This window comes from Halalkalibacter wakoensis JCM 9140 (assembly GCF_000513095.1).
GTDB lineage: Bacteria > Bacillota > Bacilli > Bacillales > Bacillaceae_D > Halalkalibacter > Halalkalibacter wakoensis.
In genome coordinates, this window is sequence record NZ_BAUT01000021.1 from 41,674 (window position 1) to 57,812 (window position 16,139).

12 protein-coding genes and 2 pseudogenes are annotated in these 16,139 nt (G+C 39.6%); 12 read left to right on the top strand and 2 right to left on the bottom strand.

The features are described 5' to 3' along the window. Nucleotides 1-118: 118 nt before the first annotated feature. Entirely contained in the window at nt 119-1,027 is a 909-nt protein-coding gene (locus JCM9140_RS10300; RefSeq protein WP_034745701.1) for an accessory Sec system S-layer assembly protein, read from the bottom strand. Between the two features lie 235 nt (nt 1,028-1,262). On the opposite strand from JCM9140_RS10300, the gene JCM9140_RS10305 reads away from it, so the two are divergent. The 6 genes and pseudogenes from JCM9140_RS10305 to JCM9140_RS22500 all read left to right on the top strand — a co-directional run bounded on the left by JCM9140_RS10305 (nt 1,263) and on the right by JCM9140_RS22500 (nt 8,294). Beyond that, nucleotides 1,263-1,718, top strand: coding sequence for a hypothetical protein (locus tag JCM9140_RS10305; RefSeq protein WP_034745703.1), 456 nt, complete (start codon nt 1,263-1,265; stop codon nt 1,716-1,718). A 14-nt stretch (nt 1,719-1,732) separates the two neighbouring features. Beyond that, the gene (locus JCM9140_RS22495; protein ID WP_052002185.1) at nt 1,733-2,836 is read left to right on the top strand and encodes an S-layer homology domain-containing protein; all 1,104 of its coding nucleotides are present in this window, start codon (nt 1,733-1,735) and stop codon (nt 2,834-2,836) included. Nucleotides 2,837-3,222: 386 nt separating this feature from the next. Further along, nucleotides 3,223-4,041 carry an HlyD family secretion protein gene (locus JCM9140_RS10315; RefSeq protein ID WP_034745705.1) on the top strand — a complete coding sequence of 273 codons (819 nt, stop codon included), beginning with the start codon at nt 3,223-3,225 and terminating at the stop codon, nt 4,039-4,041. An 8-nt stretch (nt 4,042-4,049) separates the two neighbouring features. Further along, nucleotides 4,050-4,610: an efflux RND transporter periplasmic adaptor subunit gene (locus JCM9140_RS10320; protein ID WP_034745708.1), complete on the top strand. Its 561-nt coding sequence runs from the start codon at nt 4,050-4,052 to the stop codon at nt 4,608-4,610. 49 nt (nt 4,611-4,659) lie between these two features. Then, a pseudogene (locus tag JCM9140_RS10325) lies at nt 4,660-7,732 on the top strand (efflux RND transporter permease subunit). Then, a complete protein-coding gene (locus tag JCM9140_RS22500; RefSeq protein WP_052002186.1) occupies nt 7,716-8,294 on the top strand; it encodes a TetR/AcrR family transcriptional regulator in 579 nt (192 codons plus the stop codon). The pseudogene JCM9140_RS10325 and the gene JCM9140_RS22500 overlap by 17 nt, the downstream one beginning before the upstream one ends. Before the next feature lie 258 nt (nt 8,295-8,552). Here the strand turns inward: JCM9140_RS22500 and JCM9140_RS10335 are convergent, their stop codons facing one another. Continuing rightward, nucleotides 8,553-8,747 (bottom strand): hypothetical protein, encoded by a 195-nt coding sequence (locus JCM9140_RS10335; RefSeq protein WP_034745711.1) that lies wholly within the window; start codon nt 8,745-8,747, stop codon nt 8,553-8,555. Nucleotides 8,748-9,110: 363 nt separating this feature from the next. Here JCM9140_RS10335 and JCM9140_RS10340 point away from each other — a divergent pair, with 363 nt between their 5' ends. From JCM9140_RS10340 to JCM9140_RS10365, 6 genes and pseudogenes are all read left to right on the top strand, one after another. Continuing rightward, nucleotides 9,111-9,791 carry a zinc metallopeptidase gene (locus tag JCM9140_RS10340; RefSeq protein WP_034745746.1) on the top strand — a complete coding sequence of 227 codons (681 nt, stop codon included), beginning with the start codon at nt 9,111-9,113 and terminating at the stop codon, nt 9,789-9,791. Nucleotides 9,792-9,875: 84 nt separating this feature from the next. Further along, entirely contained in the window at nt 9,876-10,613 is a 738-nt protein-coding gene (locus JCM9140_RS10345) for a GTP pyrophosphokinase (RefSeq protein ID WP_034745714.1), read from the top strand. Between the two features lie 188 nt (nt 10,614-10,801). Continuing rightward, complete coding sequence (locus tag JCM9140_RS10350; protein ID WP_034745716.1) at nt 10,802-11,188, top strand: hypothetical protein; 387 nt, start codon at nt 10,802-10,804, stop codon at nt 11,186-11,188. A gap of 127 nt (nt 11,189-11,315) precedes the next feature. Further along, nucleotides 11,316-12,401 carry an AI-2E family transporter gene (locus JCM9140_RS10355; protein ID WP_034745719.1) on the top strand — a complete coding sequence of 362 codons (1,086 nt, stop codon included), beginning with the start codon at nt 11,316-11,318 and terminating at the stop codon, nt 12,399-12,401. Nucleotides 12,402-12,680: 279 nt separating this feature from the next. Next, nucleotides 12,681-15,817: pseudogene (locus JCM9140_RS10360) on the top strand (efflux RND transporter permease subunit). Nucleotides 15,818-15,935: 118 nt separating this feature from the next. Beyond that, the coding region (locus JCM9140_RS10365) for a response regulator transcription factor (RefSeq protein WP_034745722.1) at nt 15,936-16,139 on the top strand (204 nt) is incomplete at its 3' end.

Genomic DNA, 16,139 nt, shown 5'->3' on the forward strand with positions numbered 1-16,139 from the left:
AGCGAAGCCATCGCAAAGTAGAAAAGTAGAATCATTAAAGGTCGGTCTTTGACCTTTTGCTTTTTATCGAAAAAGTCCAACCTCAAACTCGAGGTTGGACTTTTGTACGCTATCCTTTTTAATTCGCTTCTGGTTTTGGCATTTTAAGTGTCCAAGAAGAAAGATCATATTCTTTTTGGCGTAGTTCGTGGAAAATAAAGCGGCATAGCTTACTTGTATTCGGTTTGACCGTGAAATCGCCAAGGTCAAACTGTCCAACGGAAATGACGTCGCCGTTTGCATCTTCTAATTGTAAGGTTAGCTTGTCTACTTTAATATTTTCTTCACTTCCGTTACGCATTAAGGCAACAGCTTGAATGGCACCGTATTTGTCTTCATCTGCTTGGAAGCCAAATAGGTTAATTTCATTCTTTTGAAGTGGGCGAAGCTGCTTCACAAATTGTTGAAGCTGATCGACCATTTCTTCTCCAAGAAATGCTGCCCATTCTTCTGTTACATCAAGTTGGTGTTCTTTTGGAATGTTACGTTCTTCAAATGTTAAACGCCAACCATTTTCAGGTGCACCGTTCTTTTGATAAAGGTCCTCCCCTTCAAAAAGGAAGTGCCAAGGACGACTGCTTTCAGGAGGAAGCTCGCCTATTTCGGCTAAATCGAAACGAGAACGTGCGACTTGTTCTCCGTTACGGCCAAGAAGGACGAGTGTTTTTTCACCGAACGTAATTGTTTTCTTTGAACTATTACGAATGAAAGCTGATACATGCAATCCACCGCGTTCTTCAACAACCTCAATTCCTGATATAGCGAGTTGATTTCGTTTCATTGGCGGACAGTCAAAATGTAAGAAACGATAAACATATGCTTCTTCCTTTGTGACATTCCAACTTGGGTGAAGCGATAACTCTGGCTCCACCATTTCATTTGTTGGTTCCGCAATGTTTTCGTCTATGTTACTAGCAGCAACATTACTTTCCCCACCTGTACGCTGCAGCTCTTCATCCGTATGTTTTCGTTTGAAAAATGAAAGCATATTGTAAGAAATCCTCCTTTGAACAAAGGTTCATTTATTCTTAAATAACGTATTTTGTATATTTTAACACTATTGTCGAATGTCGTCATCTATGAGGGGAGAAAATAAATCAATTCCCTTTCTTGGGAAATGTTGACTGTAGAAACTTGTCGGTTACTGCTTGACTGATACAATACTAAGAAACTATATTGATTACAAGAAAGATAGATAAAGAGTACAAAAGGAGAGAACATGGATGAAGAAATTTAAAAAGTTGCATACAGCATTATTAGTAGGAGCTTCTCTTGTTTTAGTATCTGCATGTTCAAATGGGGAAGAAGCAGAAGAGCAAGAAGTTGCAGAAGTGGTTGAAGTCGAGTTAGATGAGGCTGAAGAAGTAGAGGGGACAGAAGAAGAATCAGAAGAAGCAGTTGAACTAGAGCTTGAGTCAAGCAGCGCTCCTGATGAAACGGACGCAGAAATGATTGAACAAATGGAAGCAGAAGAAAATGTTGATGAAGCAATGGTTTATGTTACAGATGATGGCTACGTGCTTGTTTCCATGTTTGTAAATGAAGGTGTAGATGTGGACGCAGCGGAAGTACTAGCTCAACAATACGGGGAAGAGCTTCTTGCAAAATATGCAGATCATGTCGTTGATATTGAAGTTTTACAAGGCAATGACTTCTTAACACATCTAGTTGTTGAATAAGGAAAGGGCACTGTATGATGAGAAAACGGACGGCGTGGTTGATTGCCATCTGTATCGCAGCCATTTCATTTGCACAAGTACCTCTTGCTTCAGCTGATGAGAGAACAACCGATCATTATTATGCCATTGATGTATTTGATCATTGGGCAGAGAGAGAATTGACAGATTTTCTTTTAGCTGATGTGTTTAAAGGGTACCAAAATGAGAATGGGCAAACGTATTTAAATCCAGATGCAGATATTACGCGCGCTCAATTTACAGCTATTCTAGTACGAGCGTTAGGATTAGAAGAACGAGAAGGTAGTGCGAAGCGTTTTCCAGATGTTTCTGACAATCATGCAATGAAGAAAGAGATTGCGATTGCAAGTTCGCATGGCATTATCCAAGGGACGAAAGATGGTTCCTTTCAACCGAACGAAAAGATAAGGCGAGATCAACTCGTAACGATGATTGTCCGCGCTTTTGAGAATACGATTGATTTCTCAGGTGAAGCAAGGACATTCCATGATGTCACTGATCAGAACTGGGCTAAAGCAGAAATTGATGCAGCTAGTTCAGTTGGCCTCGTTCAAGGTGACAGAAATGATCAATTCCGACCAAGTGAATCAGCAACGAGAGCACATGCAGCAGTAATGCTGTTCCGTGCACTTGAGCAAGAGCAATGGGATGTACCTGATGCAGAGTTTTTTAAAAATGTTATTCTCTCAAGCGAAGAACGAGAGAATGAATTAGTAGGATCGGGAAACATTGATGAATTGCATGCCCATAATGAACAACGTTTTCTAGGTTATTTCAAAACACTATCGGATCAATCGGTAGACAATGCGTGGGATCTGTATCACTCGTATGATCGCTTAGATTTTACATTGATAGAAGAACCTGACATACATGTCTTGAAAGCAACCGACCGATTTGCTGTCGTTGAATTAACAGGCGGGATGCTAGAGGTGTATACTGAGCTTTATGGCTCTGGTTCACATAGTTTTGGATCTTATGAAAATACGTATTATTTAAGAAAAGACAAGAATGAATGGAAGATCTACTTCGTTGATTTCGGTTATGTAAGTGGATCTGATATGGAAATGAATGAAAGACCATCAATATTTTTCTGGAAATAGAAGTGATTAAGTGGGGATGTTTCTTAGTTTGAGAGGCAGCTCCATTTTTTCGTTGGTGGAGGTTTGGACGGATGGAAGGAGAGGATTGGATCTAAATCCAGTTTTATACTTCAAAATTAAACGATGAAATTGATTCATGTGTTCTCATGATTTTTGTTAAAATAGTCAAGGTTACATAAGTTGCACGAAGATGAATAAGATAAAAAAGAAGCTGATACGAAGGGGTGAGTCCAATTTATAAAGAATAGACGAAAACTTTCAAATCGCGTACCTTTTCCCTTGCACCTACACTACTAATCAATTAGAATAAAAAAGGTAAACTTAGAACCGACCAGTCAGTCAGAAAATGTTATTTAAAAGATTCAAAGAGAGGAAGTATTGAAATTATGGAAAAAATCTTTTCGCTAAAAGGTTTGGTTTCTTCTGTCGTTGTTGCAGGTATTTTAGTAGGTTGTAGCAATACGGAAGAAGTATTTCAAGAGGTGCGTGAAACACCTGTTGAAGTGGGGGAAGTAAGGTTTGGAAATTTAGATGGAACAAACCAAATTACAGGGACGATTGTTTCTGAAAATGAAGTCAACGTCGTTCCGAAAGCTGGCGGAGAGTTGGTAGAGTTGAATGTACAACGTGGTGATGTTGTTAAACGTGGCGACGTCATTGCACGCATTGATGATTCGGATGAGCGCAATGCCGTGGAGCAGGAGCAAGCTCGTCTACGTCAAGCTCAAACAGCGTTGCAACGCGCCGAAACGGGTCGTTCCTCTGCTCAAGGAAGCGTGACTCAAGCAGAAGCTTCCTTACGTCAGGCTGAGGCACAGCTTCAAGAGGCTAGAGAGCAACGTAATAATAACATAAGCAATATGGATTTAGACATTCGAAATGCAGAGTTAGCTTTCGAAGAATCAAAAAAGAATTTGGAAAGAATGAAAGTTCTTTATGATGATGGATTAATTTCTACACAGCAGTACGAAGATGCAGTGAATGCCGAAAGTCGTGCGAAGATTGCTTTAGATCAAGTAAAACTTGCTGAATCACAAGCACGTAGTGAAGTGAGCTTAGCTTCAATCCAAGCATCAGTTGATTCTGCACGAGTAGGTGTGCAAACGTCACAATCTGCTGTACGTGAAGCTGAAATTGGCATTCGTGAAGCAGAGTCTGGTGTCGAACAAGCAGAGCTTGCGTTAGAGCAAGCACAAAAGCGTTAGATGATAAAGTGATCAAATCTCCTTCATCAGGTGAGATCATTGCTCTGGATGCGGAATTAGGCGAACTCGTTAGCAACCAACCAATCGCTCAGATTTTATCGTTAGACAATGTCAAAGTAAGTGTCAATGTAACAGCTGAGCAGCTTATGTTGTTCGAACGTGGAGATGTTGTTGACATTCGAGTAGCTGGACAAGATGAATTACTATCAGGTGAAATTACTTATATTTCATCAACAAGTGCGGGTTCTGGTCTCTTTACAGTAGAGGCAGAAATTAATAATAGTGAACGTTCATTACGTCCTGGGATGGTAGCGTCGATTTTATTAGATGAAATATTAGCACAAGATAGTGTCATTGTACCAACAAGAGCGATTCTTGATCGTTCTGGAGAAACGTTTGTTTATATTGTTGAAGACGGCATTGCTGTACGTAAAGATGTAGAAGTGATTCGCTATGATACGGATTATACTGCGGTAAGCGGAGATGTAAATGAAGGTAATCGTGTAATCATTAGAGGACAAAACCTCCTTGATGATGGGGACTTAGTTCAAGTAGTAGAGGAGGAGTAATGCTGTGAAGTTAGTTGAAACGTCGATAAAACGACCTGTTGGGGTTATCATGGTTGTAATTACTGTTCTTCTTTTAGGGATGGTAACACTCCGAGATTTAGCTGTAGACTTATTTCCAGAGATGGACCTACCTATTGCAGTTGTTACGACTTCTTATCAAGGAGCCGCACCGCAAGAAGTAGAGGAGCTCGTCACAAGGCCGATTGAGGATGCACTCAGTGGACTAGATGGAATTGATTCGATTCAGTCCATCTCTCAACCGAACTCGTCTTTGGTGTTATTACTGTTTGATTTTGGGACAGATATTGATAGTGCAATCAATGAAATACGTGAAGGGATCGATCGTGTCGCAGGTTCGTTGCCAGATGATGCTGGTTCCCCACGAGCGATGCGAATTGATCCAACGGCTACACCTGTGATGTGGGTTAGCTTAACAGCTGAGGATACGACTCTTGATCGACTTCAGTTGCTTGCAGAAAATGATATCCAACCAAGGTTTGAACGTGTGGATGGTGTCGCTTCTGTAGGCCTTGAAGGTGGAATTGAGCGTGAGATCCGTGTCAACCTTGACCAAGGAAGTCTAGCGTCCTTTGGATTAACGGGAAGTCAAGTTGTTCAGGCATTAGGTGCTGAAAATCAAGCGATTTCCGCAGGGACTGTTATTCGTGGAACGCAAGAAATGCAGCTACGTATTGACGGTGAATATACGTCGATTTCTGACATTGAAAACACACAAATTGCGTTAAATGAAGGTGGAACCGTTCGAGTTAGAGACGTAGCGAATGTGGAAGATACCTTTAAAGATCAAGAACTTTATTCTCGTGTTAATGGGAAAGATGCGCTTGTCTTTTCAGTAATGAAGCAGTCTGATGCCAATACGGTAAGTGTGTCTAATGGCATGCTTGATCGAGTTGAGAGCATGCAAGCAGAAATGGCTGAACGTGGCTTAGAACTGAACGTAGCCATTGATACAGCAGACTTCATTCGTGATACGATTGATTCTGTTATGTTGAACTTAATTATTGGGGGAATTCTTGCTGTCACGATCTTGTTAGTGTTCTTCCGTAATATTCGTACGACATTAGTAATCGGAATTTCGATGCCAATTGCGGTTATCTCAACATTTATTCTGATGTACTTCATGGGAGAAACACTTAATATTCTCTCGATGGGGGGACTGGCGTTAGGGATCGGATGATGGTTGATAGTTCGATTGTTATCCTCGAAAATATCTTTAAAAAGCGTGAACAAGGCTTATCGATTAAAGAAGCAGCGAAAGAAGGGGGATCAGAGCTTGCCTCGGCCGTTGTTGCTTCAACCTTAACAACAGCTGTTGTGTTCTTACCTATCGTCTTCGTTGATGGAATTGCAGCTGAGATGTTCCGTCCGTTAGCATTAACGGTTGTGTTCTCGCTATCGATGGCATTGCTCGTCGCTTTAACGATTGTTCCGATGCTCTCATCGAAACTATTAGGAAATGTGAAGGTTTCCTTTGATGGTAATGAGAATCCTGGACTCGTTGATCGACTATTGAACAAAATACGTGATGTATATGGTTCATTTTTACAGAAGTGCTTACACATCCGTAAAACGGTAATAGCAGCAATTATAGCAGCGTTCATCGGTGTTTTAGCATTAATACCGTTCGTCGGCTTTGAATTCATGCCAGAAGCAGATGATGGTCAAGTTTCGATATCTGTTGAGCTTCAAACAGGAACCGATATTGCAGAAACTGAGGCCGTGGCTGAAGTGATTTCTGAGCGCGTTACTAGTCAGTATGGTGATGTTGTCAATATGATGTTTGCGACAATCGGTGGTTCAAGTGGGTTTGAGCAAGTTGCTAACTCTCATCTGGCTGAGTTCTTTATTGATATGATTCCCTCAACAGAGAGAGAGATCACGACATCAGAGTTTGTTGCAGAAGTGGATGAGTTAATCTCGAATATCCCAGGGGCAGAAATTGTCGTTACAGCTGCTGGAGGTATGGGGGGCGGTTCGCCAATTGAAGTCCAAATTTCTGGTGATGACTTAGATGTTTTAAGTGATTTAGGTCAGCAAGTAGAGTGGATCCTTGAAGGGATTCCTGGCACAGCGAATGTTGAAAGTTCAGCTGGAGAAGGTCGACCAGAAGTTCAAGTTGTCGTAGATCGTGAAACAGCGAATCAATTTGGTCTTTCATACCGTCAAGTAATGGATGAAGTTAGACTTGGTTTTGCTGGTCAGACAGCTACGTATTACCGTGAAGCTGGTGACGAATTCGATGTAACGGTATCTCTGCCAGCAGAAGAACGCACAACGATTCGTGATTTAGAAACACTTGTCATTCGTAACAACCAAGGCGTTGATGTGCCTCTTTCCGCTGTTGCTGAATTAAAACAAATTCAAGGTCCAGTTGAAATTAACCGTAGTGATCAAGTTCGCCAAGTAAACGTCACTAGTGACATTCGCGGACGGGATTTAGGAAGTATTTCTCAAGACATACAAGCTGAAATCAACCGAATAAATGTACCTGATGGCTACTCAGTTTCAATGGGTGGAGAAACGGAACAGATGATGGAGCTTTTGGACAGTTAGCCTTAGCCTTAGTATTAGGAATTTTCCTAGTATATGTCGTAATGGCTATTCAATTTGAATCCTTTACGTATCCGTTTATCATTATGTTCTCACTACCAACGATGATTATTGGGGTTATTTTAGGATTGTTTATCACGAATACGTCGCTTAGTATGCCAGCCTTTATCGGGCTAATCATGCTCGCCGGTATCGTTGTTAATAACGGGATTATTCTCGTGGATTACATTAATATTTTGCGTGAACGTGGAATGGACAGAATCGAAGCTATTATCGAAGCTGGAAAAAGCCGTCTACGTCCGATTTTAATGACCACATTAACAACGGCTCTAGCGATGGTTCCGATTGCTCTAGGTATTGGCGAAGGAGCAGAAACTCAGCAACCAATGGCGATTGTTATTGTATTTGGTTTACTTTCTTCTACTTTCTTCACTCTTGTTCTTGTACCGGTGATGTATGTTATCATTGATAACTTAACAAACGGTGTTAAGAGGCTATTTACTCGTAAAAATAAGCATGCAGGAGAGGATGAGATTGCGGAAGAGATCTAATAAACCCGAGCAAATCCTTGTAGGAGCAGCTGACGTCTTTTTAGACGTCGGCTTTGAAAAAGCAACGATTCAGGAAATTGCGATTCGCTCAGGAGTCGGCAAAGGTACAATTTATGAATACTTCTCAAGTAAAGAAGAATTGTTCTCTCATTCTATAAAAAGCAGCATTTCATTCGTATTGGAAAAAGTATTACACGTGTTTGAGTGTGCAGATACATTTGATCAACTTTTAGGTGAAATAAAAGTAACGGTTCAGGAGTTACTAACAAGTCATGAGAAAAAGATTGAGTGGCTTTATTACAACTTTCAGTTTGTTTCAAAGGATCTTCATCAGTGGATTCACACGGAAGGCTATGAGCTTATTCATAAGGCATCGGCTGTAATAGAACGGTTAATGAGCAGAGATGAGGTACGTCGTGTACATTCATTCGTTGCAGCATCCATGATTGTTGACATTATTCAAATGAGCTTCTTTTTTCGCTTTACGAATCAACCTGATAAAATGGATGAGATCATTGATTCGAAAATTGATATTTTAAAGTATGGATTGTCGGTTTCGTAATGTGTAAGATGTGACGATTTAAAAAGTGCTTATCATAATATAAATCAAGAAGGCCTGTTATGCCTTCTTGATTTATAATCTTGTCTGTTTTATTTTTGCCAATCGTAATCACATAAATCATCTATAAAACGTTAGACTGTATCAATGGTGAACAGACGCTTTTTGTATACATAGACGTTCATGATCAAAAAAAGAAATTGTCTAATCCTAAATTAGTATAGACTTGAATAGACCATTTCCCATCCTACATATCGTTCGTCAATTTAAACCTAAATAAAGGGCAAAGAGTCCTATCATAATAGCAAAGAAAGCTATGCCTTTGTCTTTTGAAAATAAGCCAATTATTCCGATCGTGACCGCGATGGTCCCTAATAAAATGTGCAGGAAAAACAAACCGAGGATACTAAGCCAAATAGCTGTCCAGACAATATATGAACTCATTTGGTGACTCATCAAATTTCCTCCTCTCATGCGTGTATGCGCTTACAAATTGAGCGAAGTAAATAGCTAAGATCTCAACTTAGAATAGAGTTGTAATGATGGAATATTCTTACTATTATTATAAATGACTAATATTCTATTGTAAATAGGCCATTGCGTAATTAGCTGCTCGTTAGTTGATAATCATAATGTTTAGATCATGAATGGATCAGTTCATAATCAGTTCATATACAACCATTATAATAACCTCAAGAAAAGAAAGTGTCGCTTCTTTTTACGTAGCAATAAAGTCATGCTAGTAAATAGTAATTGAGAAGAGTTTTAAGGAGATTAACATTCCTAAATAGAAAATAACAAATGGAAGGGAGAAATACATTGATATTTCATCCAATGGATTTTTTAATTTTTATCGCATTAGGTTTGGCTATGTGGGCCCAAACGAAAGTGAAAGGTAATTTTGAGAAATGGTCTAAAGTACAAGCCACAACGGGATTAACAGGAGCACAAGTAGCTCGCCAGCTTCTTGATCGAGAAGGTTTATCTCATGTGAAGATTGAGTATTCAAAGAGCGGAGCCCTCTCCGATCACTATGATCCAACAGCGAAAACAGTTCGTCTATCTGAACCTGTCTATCAAGGTAATTCGATTGCATCGTTAGCTGTCGCAGCGCATGAAGTAGGTCATGCGATTCAAGATGATTCAAAGTATGGGATGCTAGTCTTACGGCATAAGCTCTTTCCGTTAGCCAATATTGGTTCTCAAATGGCACCAATGTTATTTATAGGGGGATTTTTACTTAATTTAACGAATTTAATTGGAATCGGTATTGCTTTGTTTTCAGCTGCAGTCCTGTTTCAAGTTGTTACCCTTCCAGTTGAATTTGATGCGAGCAAGCGAGCAAAAGACAAGATGCTTGAACTAGGTGTGATTACAAACCAAGAAGAAAAAGGGGTAGGAAATGTTCTAAATGCAGCTGCACTAACATATGTCGCAAGTACATTAATGGCGATTTTACAACTTGTTAAATTTATTATGATCTTTAGAAGCAGAAGATAAAGGTTTCAAAAAGGCTATTTGGACTTTGGGATATACTGTCATATAATGATGGGATAGAGCTAATACATGACTGGAGTGTGAAGGATGGATAGGAAGCAATTAAGCAAATTAAGAGCATTGAAAATCGAATTAACGAGATTTATGATGTTGTATCAGTTTGCTTTAGATGAATTGAATACGAAATTTAATATTTTAAAACAAGAGTTCGAATATATTCATGATTATAACCCGATTGAAAATGTGACGTCTCGAGTGAAATCACCAGAAAGCATTTTGAAAAAGGTGCATAAAAAAGGGTTTGAATTATCTCTACCATCAATCAGGGAAAACATCCAAGATATTGCCGGGGTACGTATTACATGTTCGTTTATCTCGGATATTTATGAATTGAAAAAGCAAATTGAGGGCCAACAGGACTTAGAAGTCGTTGAAATAAAAGACTATATTGCAAATCCAAAGCCAAATGGCTATCAAAGCTTACATTTGATTTTACGTGTGCCCGTTTCTATGTCAGACCGAATTGAACGTGTGTTCGTTGAAGTGCAAATTCGAACGATTGCGATGGATTTCTGGGCAAGCTTGGAACATAAGATTTATTACAAATATAATCAAGAAGTTCCTAAGCACCTCGTCGCAGAACTGAAAGAGGCTGCTCATTCTGCTGCTCAGCTAGATAAGAAAATGGAAAGCATCCATATGGAAATGAATGAACATAAAGAAGCGTTGGAACGAAAAGAGGAAGTGCAAGAGCTCGTCATCAATAACGAAAAGTTTCGATTACCACTTGATTTTCTTACGACCACATTGCAAATGAAAGAATAGACGAACTAAACGAAAGGACTTTGCTGAACACCCTAATTTTTAGTATATCTTTCCAGTTATTTAGGGTAAGATAAGAAGCAAGTAAGGGAATTTTAGTATCAAAAATGAAAGAGAGATCAGCCTATTTAGTTGGTGGAAAATAGAGCAATCGAATCTAGAAATATTAGGAAGTGGATGTGAGGTTTTACATGTATCAAAACTTACCAACAGGATTGAAAATTAGTATTACTCGTTCAATTAAAACAGCGTTTTTGTCTTATATGAGTCAAATTGAATGGGATGAGTCGGTTTATAGTAGCGATCAGTTTGTTCAATATTGGTTTAACCATTCTGGCAAACATGCAGCATGGGCACAAGATATTGATCAAGATTTGTTCAATGATGCTCGTTTTCAAGAGGACTTACTAAAAAAAATAAATGAAGTCATTCAAAATATATTTGAAACCGAGCCAACACCTACGCAAATAAGTGAGATTGAATCACTTGTTGCGCAGGTAGGTTCAAACGACGTTGATTATTCGTGCAAAGCGGAAGCTGCGTATTATATAGAGAAGTTACAAAAGCAGGTTAGATAATACTAAGTAAAAGAGCTAGGGCTTCTCTAGTTCTTTTATCTGTCTTTTTTGGGGGAAGGATGTTTATCTAGCTTGTTAAGAAGGAGGATAGAATTTAAAACAATAAGCTTCCTAAGGAGAATGTAAAATGTACATAAAAGTTGTAAAAGCAGGTTCGATCGTTATTATGCTTTTTTTAATTATTTACTTAGGGACGTTGATTGGTTGGGTATTCAACCCGCTCATTGTCTTTGTCAGAACATTATTTGTCCCGATGCTTATTGCAGGGATTCTTTTCTACTTATTGAGACCAATCGTACTTCTGTTACATAAAAAAATGTCGAAAGGACTTTCTATCGTTCTGTTATTTGTTGGTCTTTTCGGATTGGGGTTTAGCTTTTTATCTTTAATTGGTCCAGAGATTGAAAGGCAATTTCGTACCCTTATTGCGAGTACACCGACGATTGTTTCAGAACTGCAGTTGTTAATGCTTGAGATTCAGCAAAGTGAATTGGGAAAGCGATTTGGCGTAGAAGAACTGTTTAATTGGGAGGGGCTGCTTGAACAAATTGGTATGGTTTTAGGTGGGTTTATCGGAGAACTAGTAGCTACTGGGTTTGGATTTATTGGGACGCTATTTAATGTGTTGGTATTGGTATTCATTGTTCCATTTATTCTCTTTTATATGTTAAAAGAAGGGGATAGACTCCCACAGTTCTTTTTGAATTTTATGGATAAAGAAAAACAAACCATGATTAGACCGATCTTAAAGAACATGGATCAGACTTTAAGTAGTTATATTCAAGGAGTTCTGCTTGTGTGTATGTTTATTGGAGTTCTTTACTATATTTGTTTTTCAGTTATTGGATTAGAATATGCATTGATTTTGGCGATCGTTGGAATGGTCACAAACCTCATTCCCTATGTCGGACCTTGGATCGGCGCGATTCCTTCGTTCATCGTAGCGTTAATACAGTCACCAGTGATGGCAATATCTGTCTTGATTATCGTTGTGGTCATTCAACAAATAGAAAGTATCTTTGTACAACCTCAAGTAATTGGTAGGAAATTGTCCATTCATCCAGTGACGGTTATGGCATTAGTGCTAGTGGCGGGACGTTTCGTAGGAGTTGCAGGAATGGTGTTAGTAATCCCAACCTATGCTATTGTTAAAGTCGTTGTTACGCACTTCTATCGAATATGGAAAGTGAAGGAGAATGCAAAAATAGTTTGAAGGTTGTCGTTATCCCTCTTTGAGAGAAAATGTCATTTTTTGCTTTATTACGATCGAGCAATAGACGATTGAATCTATTCATTAGTAGTCTAAATCGCATGGTTTAGGCTTTTTCTAGTTGTATCATTGGTAAATACAGTCATATACTATTGGTTCATATTCAGTTCACATAGCGCTGATATACTCTCTCTAGCAAGACAAAACACCACGAGAAAGGAAGAAGCAACTATGAAAATACCAAAGTTTGCTGTAAAAAATCCAGTTACAACGATTATGATGATGTGTCTGGTGCTGATCCTTGGCTTTGTTTCTTTTACGGGCTTAAGACTAGATTTAATGCCAAATATTAATCCGCCCGTTGTGGCTGTTATGACAACATATCCAGGGGCAGGTCCTGAAGAAGTGGCAGATGTAGTCACGAAGCCATTAGAAGAAGTGGTAGGGACAAGCTCTGGTTTAGAAACGATACAATCAAGAAGTAGTTCCAATTCTTCATTGATTATTGCTCAATATGAATGGGGAACAAATATATCGGAGATAAGGGAAGATCTTAGCTCCATGTTAGGGATGGTTCAATTACCAGATGGTGTTGAAACTCCGATGCTCGTTAAATTTGATCCAACGATGATGCCGATTGTCCAAGTCGCTGTTTCAAATGGTGAAGACATCGCTCATCTTCAAGAGTTGGTTGATGATACGATTGTCCCGCAGTTACAAAATATTAGCGGGGTCGCTAGTGTTAGTGTAACGGGAGGATTTGAAGAAGAAATTGTCGTTTCACTCAATGAAGAGGCGTTAGCAGAATATAACTTAACGCAATCACAAGTCGTTCAACTAATCCAAGGGAATAACATAACTTTCCCTGGTGGAGTTGTGGAAGAAGAGAATGAAAAGTTAAACTTACGTATTTTGGCAAGTGTAGAGTCGATTGAAGAACTAGAAAATGTACCTGTTAGTGTGACGCAAAATGGTGAAGAGTTAGATGTTGTCACATTAAATGAGATCGCGGATGTTAGTCTGGCTAAGAAAGACATCACGTCAATGGCTCGAACGAATGGCCGTGATAGCTTACTCATTAGTATTCAAAAAGAAGCATCGGCTAATACGGTAGCTGTCTCAAGCGACGTGCAAGATCGATTGGAAACGATCAAACAGGATCATAGCGAAGTGCGTTTTTCAGTCGCAAGTGATCAAGGGGAAGTCATTCAGGAATCAATCAATAATGTGCTATTAGCGCTTGTATTTGGAGCCGTTTTTGCGATAGCTGTTATTTATGCTTTTCTAAGGTCAGTGAAATCGACCGTCATTGTCGGGCTTGCTATCCCTATTTCTGTCATTGCGACATTCGTATTAATGTACTTTACTGGAATGTCTCTTAACATTATGTCTCTGGGTGGTTTGGCTTTAGGAGTGGGGATGCTTGTTGACAATGCGATTGTGGTCATTGAGAACATCTATCGCCACCTGACTTTAGGGAAATCGAGAAAGAAAGCAGCGATTTCAGGAGCTCAAGAAGTAAGTGGTGCTGTTACAGCTTCGATGCTCACAACTCTTTCGGTCTTTTTGCCAATCGTCTTTATCGGTGGAATGGTCGGTGAATTGTTTGAAGAGTTAGCCTTGACGGTTGTATTCTCATTAGTAGCATCTTGGATTGTTGCCTTAACCGTTGTACCTGCATTAGCTAGCTTCATGCTGAAAGTGGTCAAGGGGAAAGAAAGAAACGGAGAAAGAAAAGAAAGTCGATTGTATAAGAAAGTGATTACTTGGGCACTAGATAATCGTATCAAAACGTTACTCATTACGGCGGTTGCGTTTATCTCTTCATTGATGCTGATTCCTCAAGTTGGAACAGAGCTCATGCCGTCGCAAGATGAAGGCATATTTATAATCGATGTGGAAATGCCTGAGGGGACGACACTTTCAAGTACATTAGAGGTTGTTGAACAAATTGAAAATGAACTAGAGACCGTCTCAGATGTTGACCTTGTGACAGCCTCAATTGGAAATGGCGATGCCATGATGGCTGCTGCGACAGGAAGTAGTGAAAATACGGGGACGATTACAGTTAAATTAGTTCCTGCAAGTGATCGATCTCATTCAACAGAGAGAATGATGAACGATTTTGAAGATCAACTAGAAGGCATTGACCGTAAGGCGACCGTTCGTTTCAGTCTAAGTAGTTCCATGGAAGCGATGATGGGCGCTTCGAACCAAATTGAGGTTATGCTGTTAGGAGATGATAGCGAACAACTGGAAGAATACTCTGCTGAATTAACCGAACGTTTATCTGACGAAAGTGATTTTAGAAGCGTGACTAATAGTGTGCAAGACGGTAAACCAGAGTATCAATATATGGTTGATAAAGATTTGGCGATGCAACATGGGCTAACGGCTTACCAAGTAGCGACGTTTATCAATGAATCTCTACAAGGGATTGTTGCGACAACGATGTTTGATACAGAAGTTCGTGTGCAAATGGACGGTGTCTCCAATTCCAAGGAAGCAATAGAAGAGTTAATGATGCCAACACAAAGTGGGCAAGACGTAGCGTTAAGTGAGATAGGAGAAATCGTGAAAGGTACAGGTCCTGTTACGGTTGTTAGAGATAACCAACAAGATTCGATTGTTGTGACAGCTGTTTTTGAGGATGTAGATATGGGTTCAGCTGCTTCAAGCATTCAAGCAACGGTTGATGAAATGATTGATGACCTATCTATTGATACAGATGAAGTAGAGATCAAAGTCGCTGGTGGGGCTGAAATGATGGAAGAAGCCTTTTCTAGCTTAACACTAGCTGTTGTACTGGCGATAGTCTTTGTATATATGGTCATGGCGAGCAATTTGGTTCATTCGTACAACCGCTTATTATTATGTTTACATTGCCACTGGCGGTGATTGGAGTAATCGTAGGCTTACTCGTATCAGGATATTCTTTTGGGATAACAGCGTTTTTAGGTGTTATCATTTTAGTAGGAATTGTGTTAAATAATGCGATTGTGTTCATTGACTATGCGAATCAGTTGCGTCATCAAAAAGCATCCGTGCGCGATGCACTGATCCAGACAGGATTAACTAGGTTGCGTCCAATTATTATGACGGCATTAACAACGATTTTAGGATTGTTGCCATTAGCAATTGGGGTAGGAGCAGGCGCTGAGATGCAGGCACCGATGGCTGTAGCGGTTATCGGAGGTTTAGTATCGTCGACAGTGTTAACTTTGGTTGTCATCCCAGTGCTCTATAGTTTGGTTGCAAGCATGAGTGGAATGAAGACCAAATGGAAACGTGCTAAACAAAAATATAGCGAAATCACAAAGGAATTAGAAGAAGAAGATCTGAAAGAGGAAGAGCGTGAAGCCAAAAAGGAAATCGCATCCACTCAAGATGAACAGAAAAACGTTAAAAAAGAAGAATAACAATGAATTAAGGATGAAAATAGGATCTTCTTTCGATCGATAAAGATGATTCTAGCAGAAAAGAAGGATTAGGGGGCTCCCCCTAATCCTTTCAAACTAAAAGGAAGTGGGAGGTCACATGAGTAAAATTTTGGTCGTCGATGATGATAGAAACATTCGAAAATTAATAAGAGTGTATCTTGAAAGCAGTCAGTTTACGGTTCTTGAAGCGGGGGACGGCAAGGAAGCGTTAGATCTCCTTTTACATGAACAAGTTGATTTAGCTATAATTGATGTCATGATGCCGCATGTTGATGGATTAGAGTTAACGGAGGATAGATTG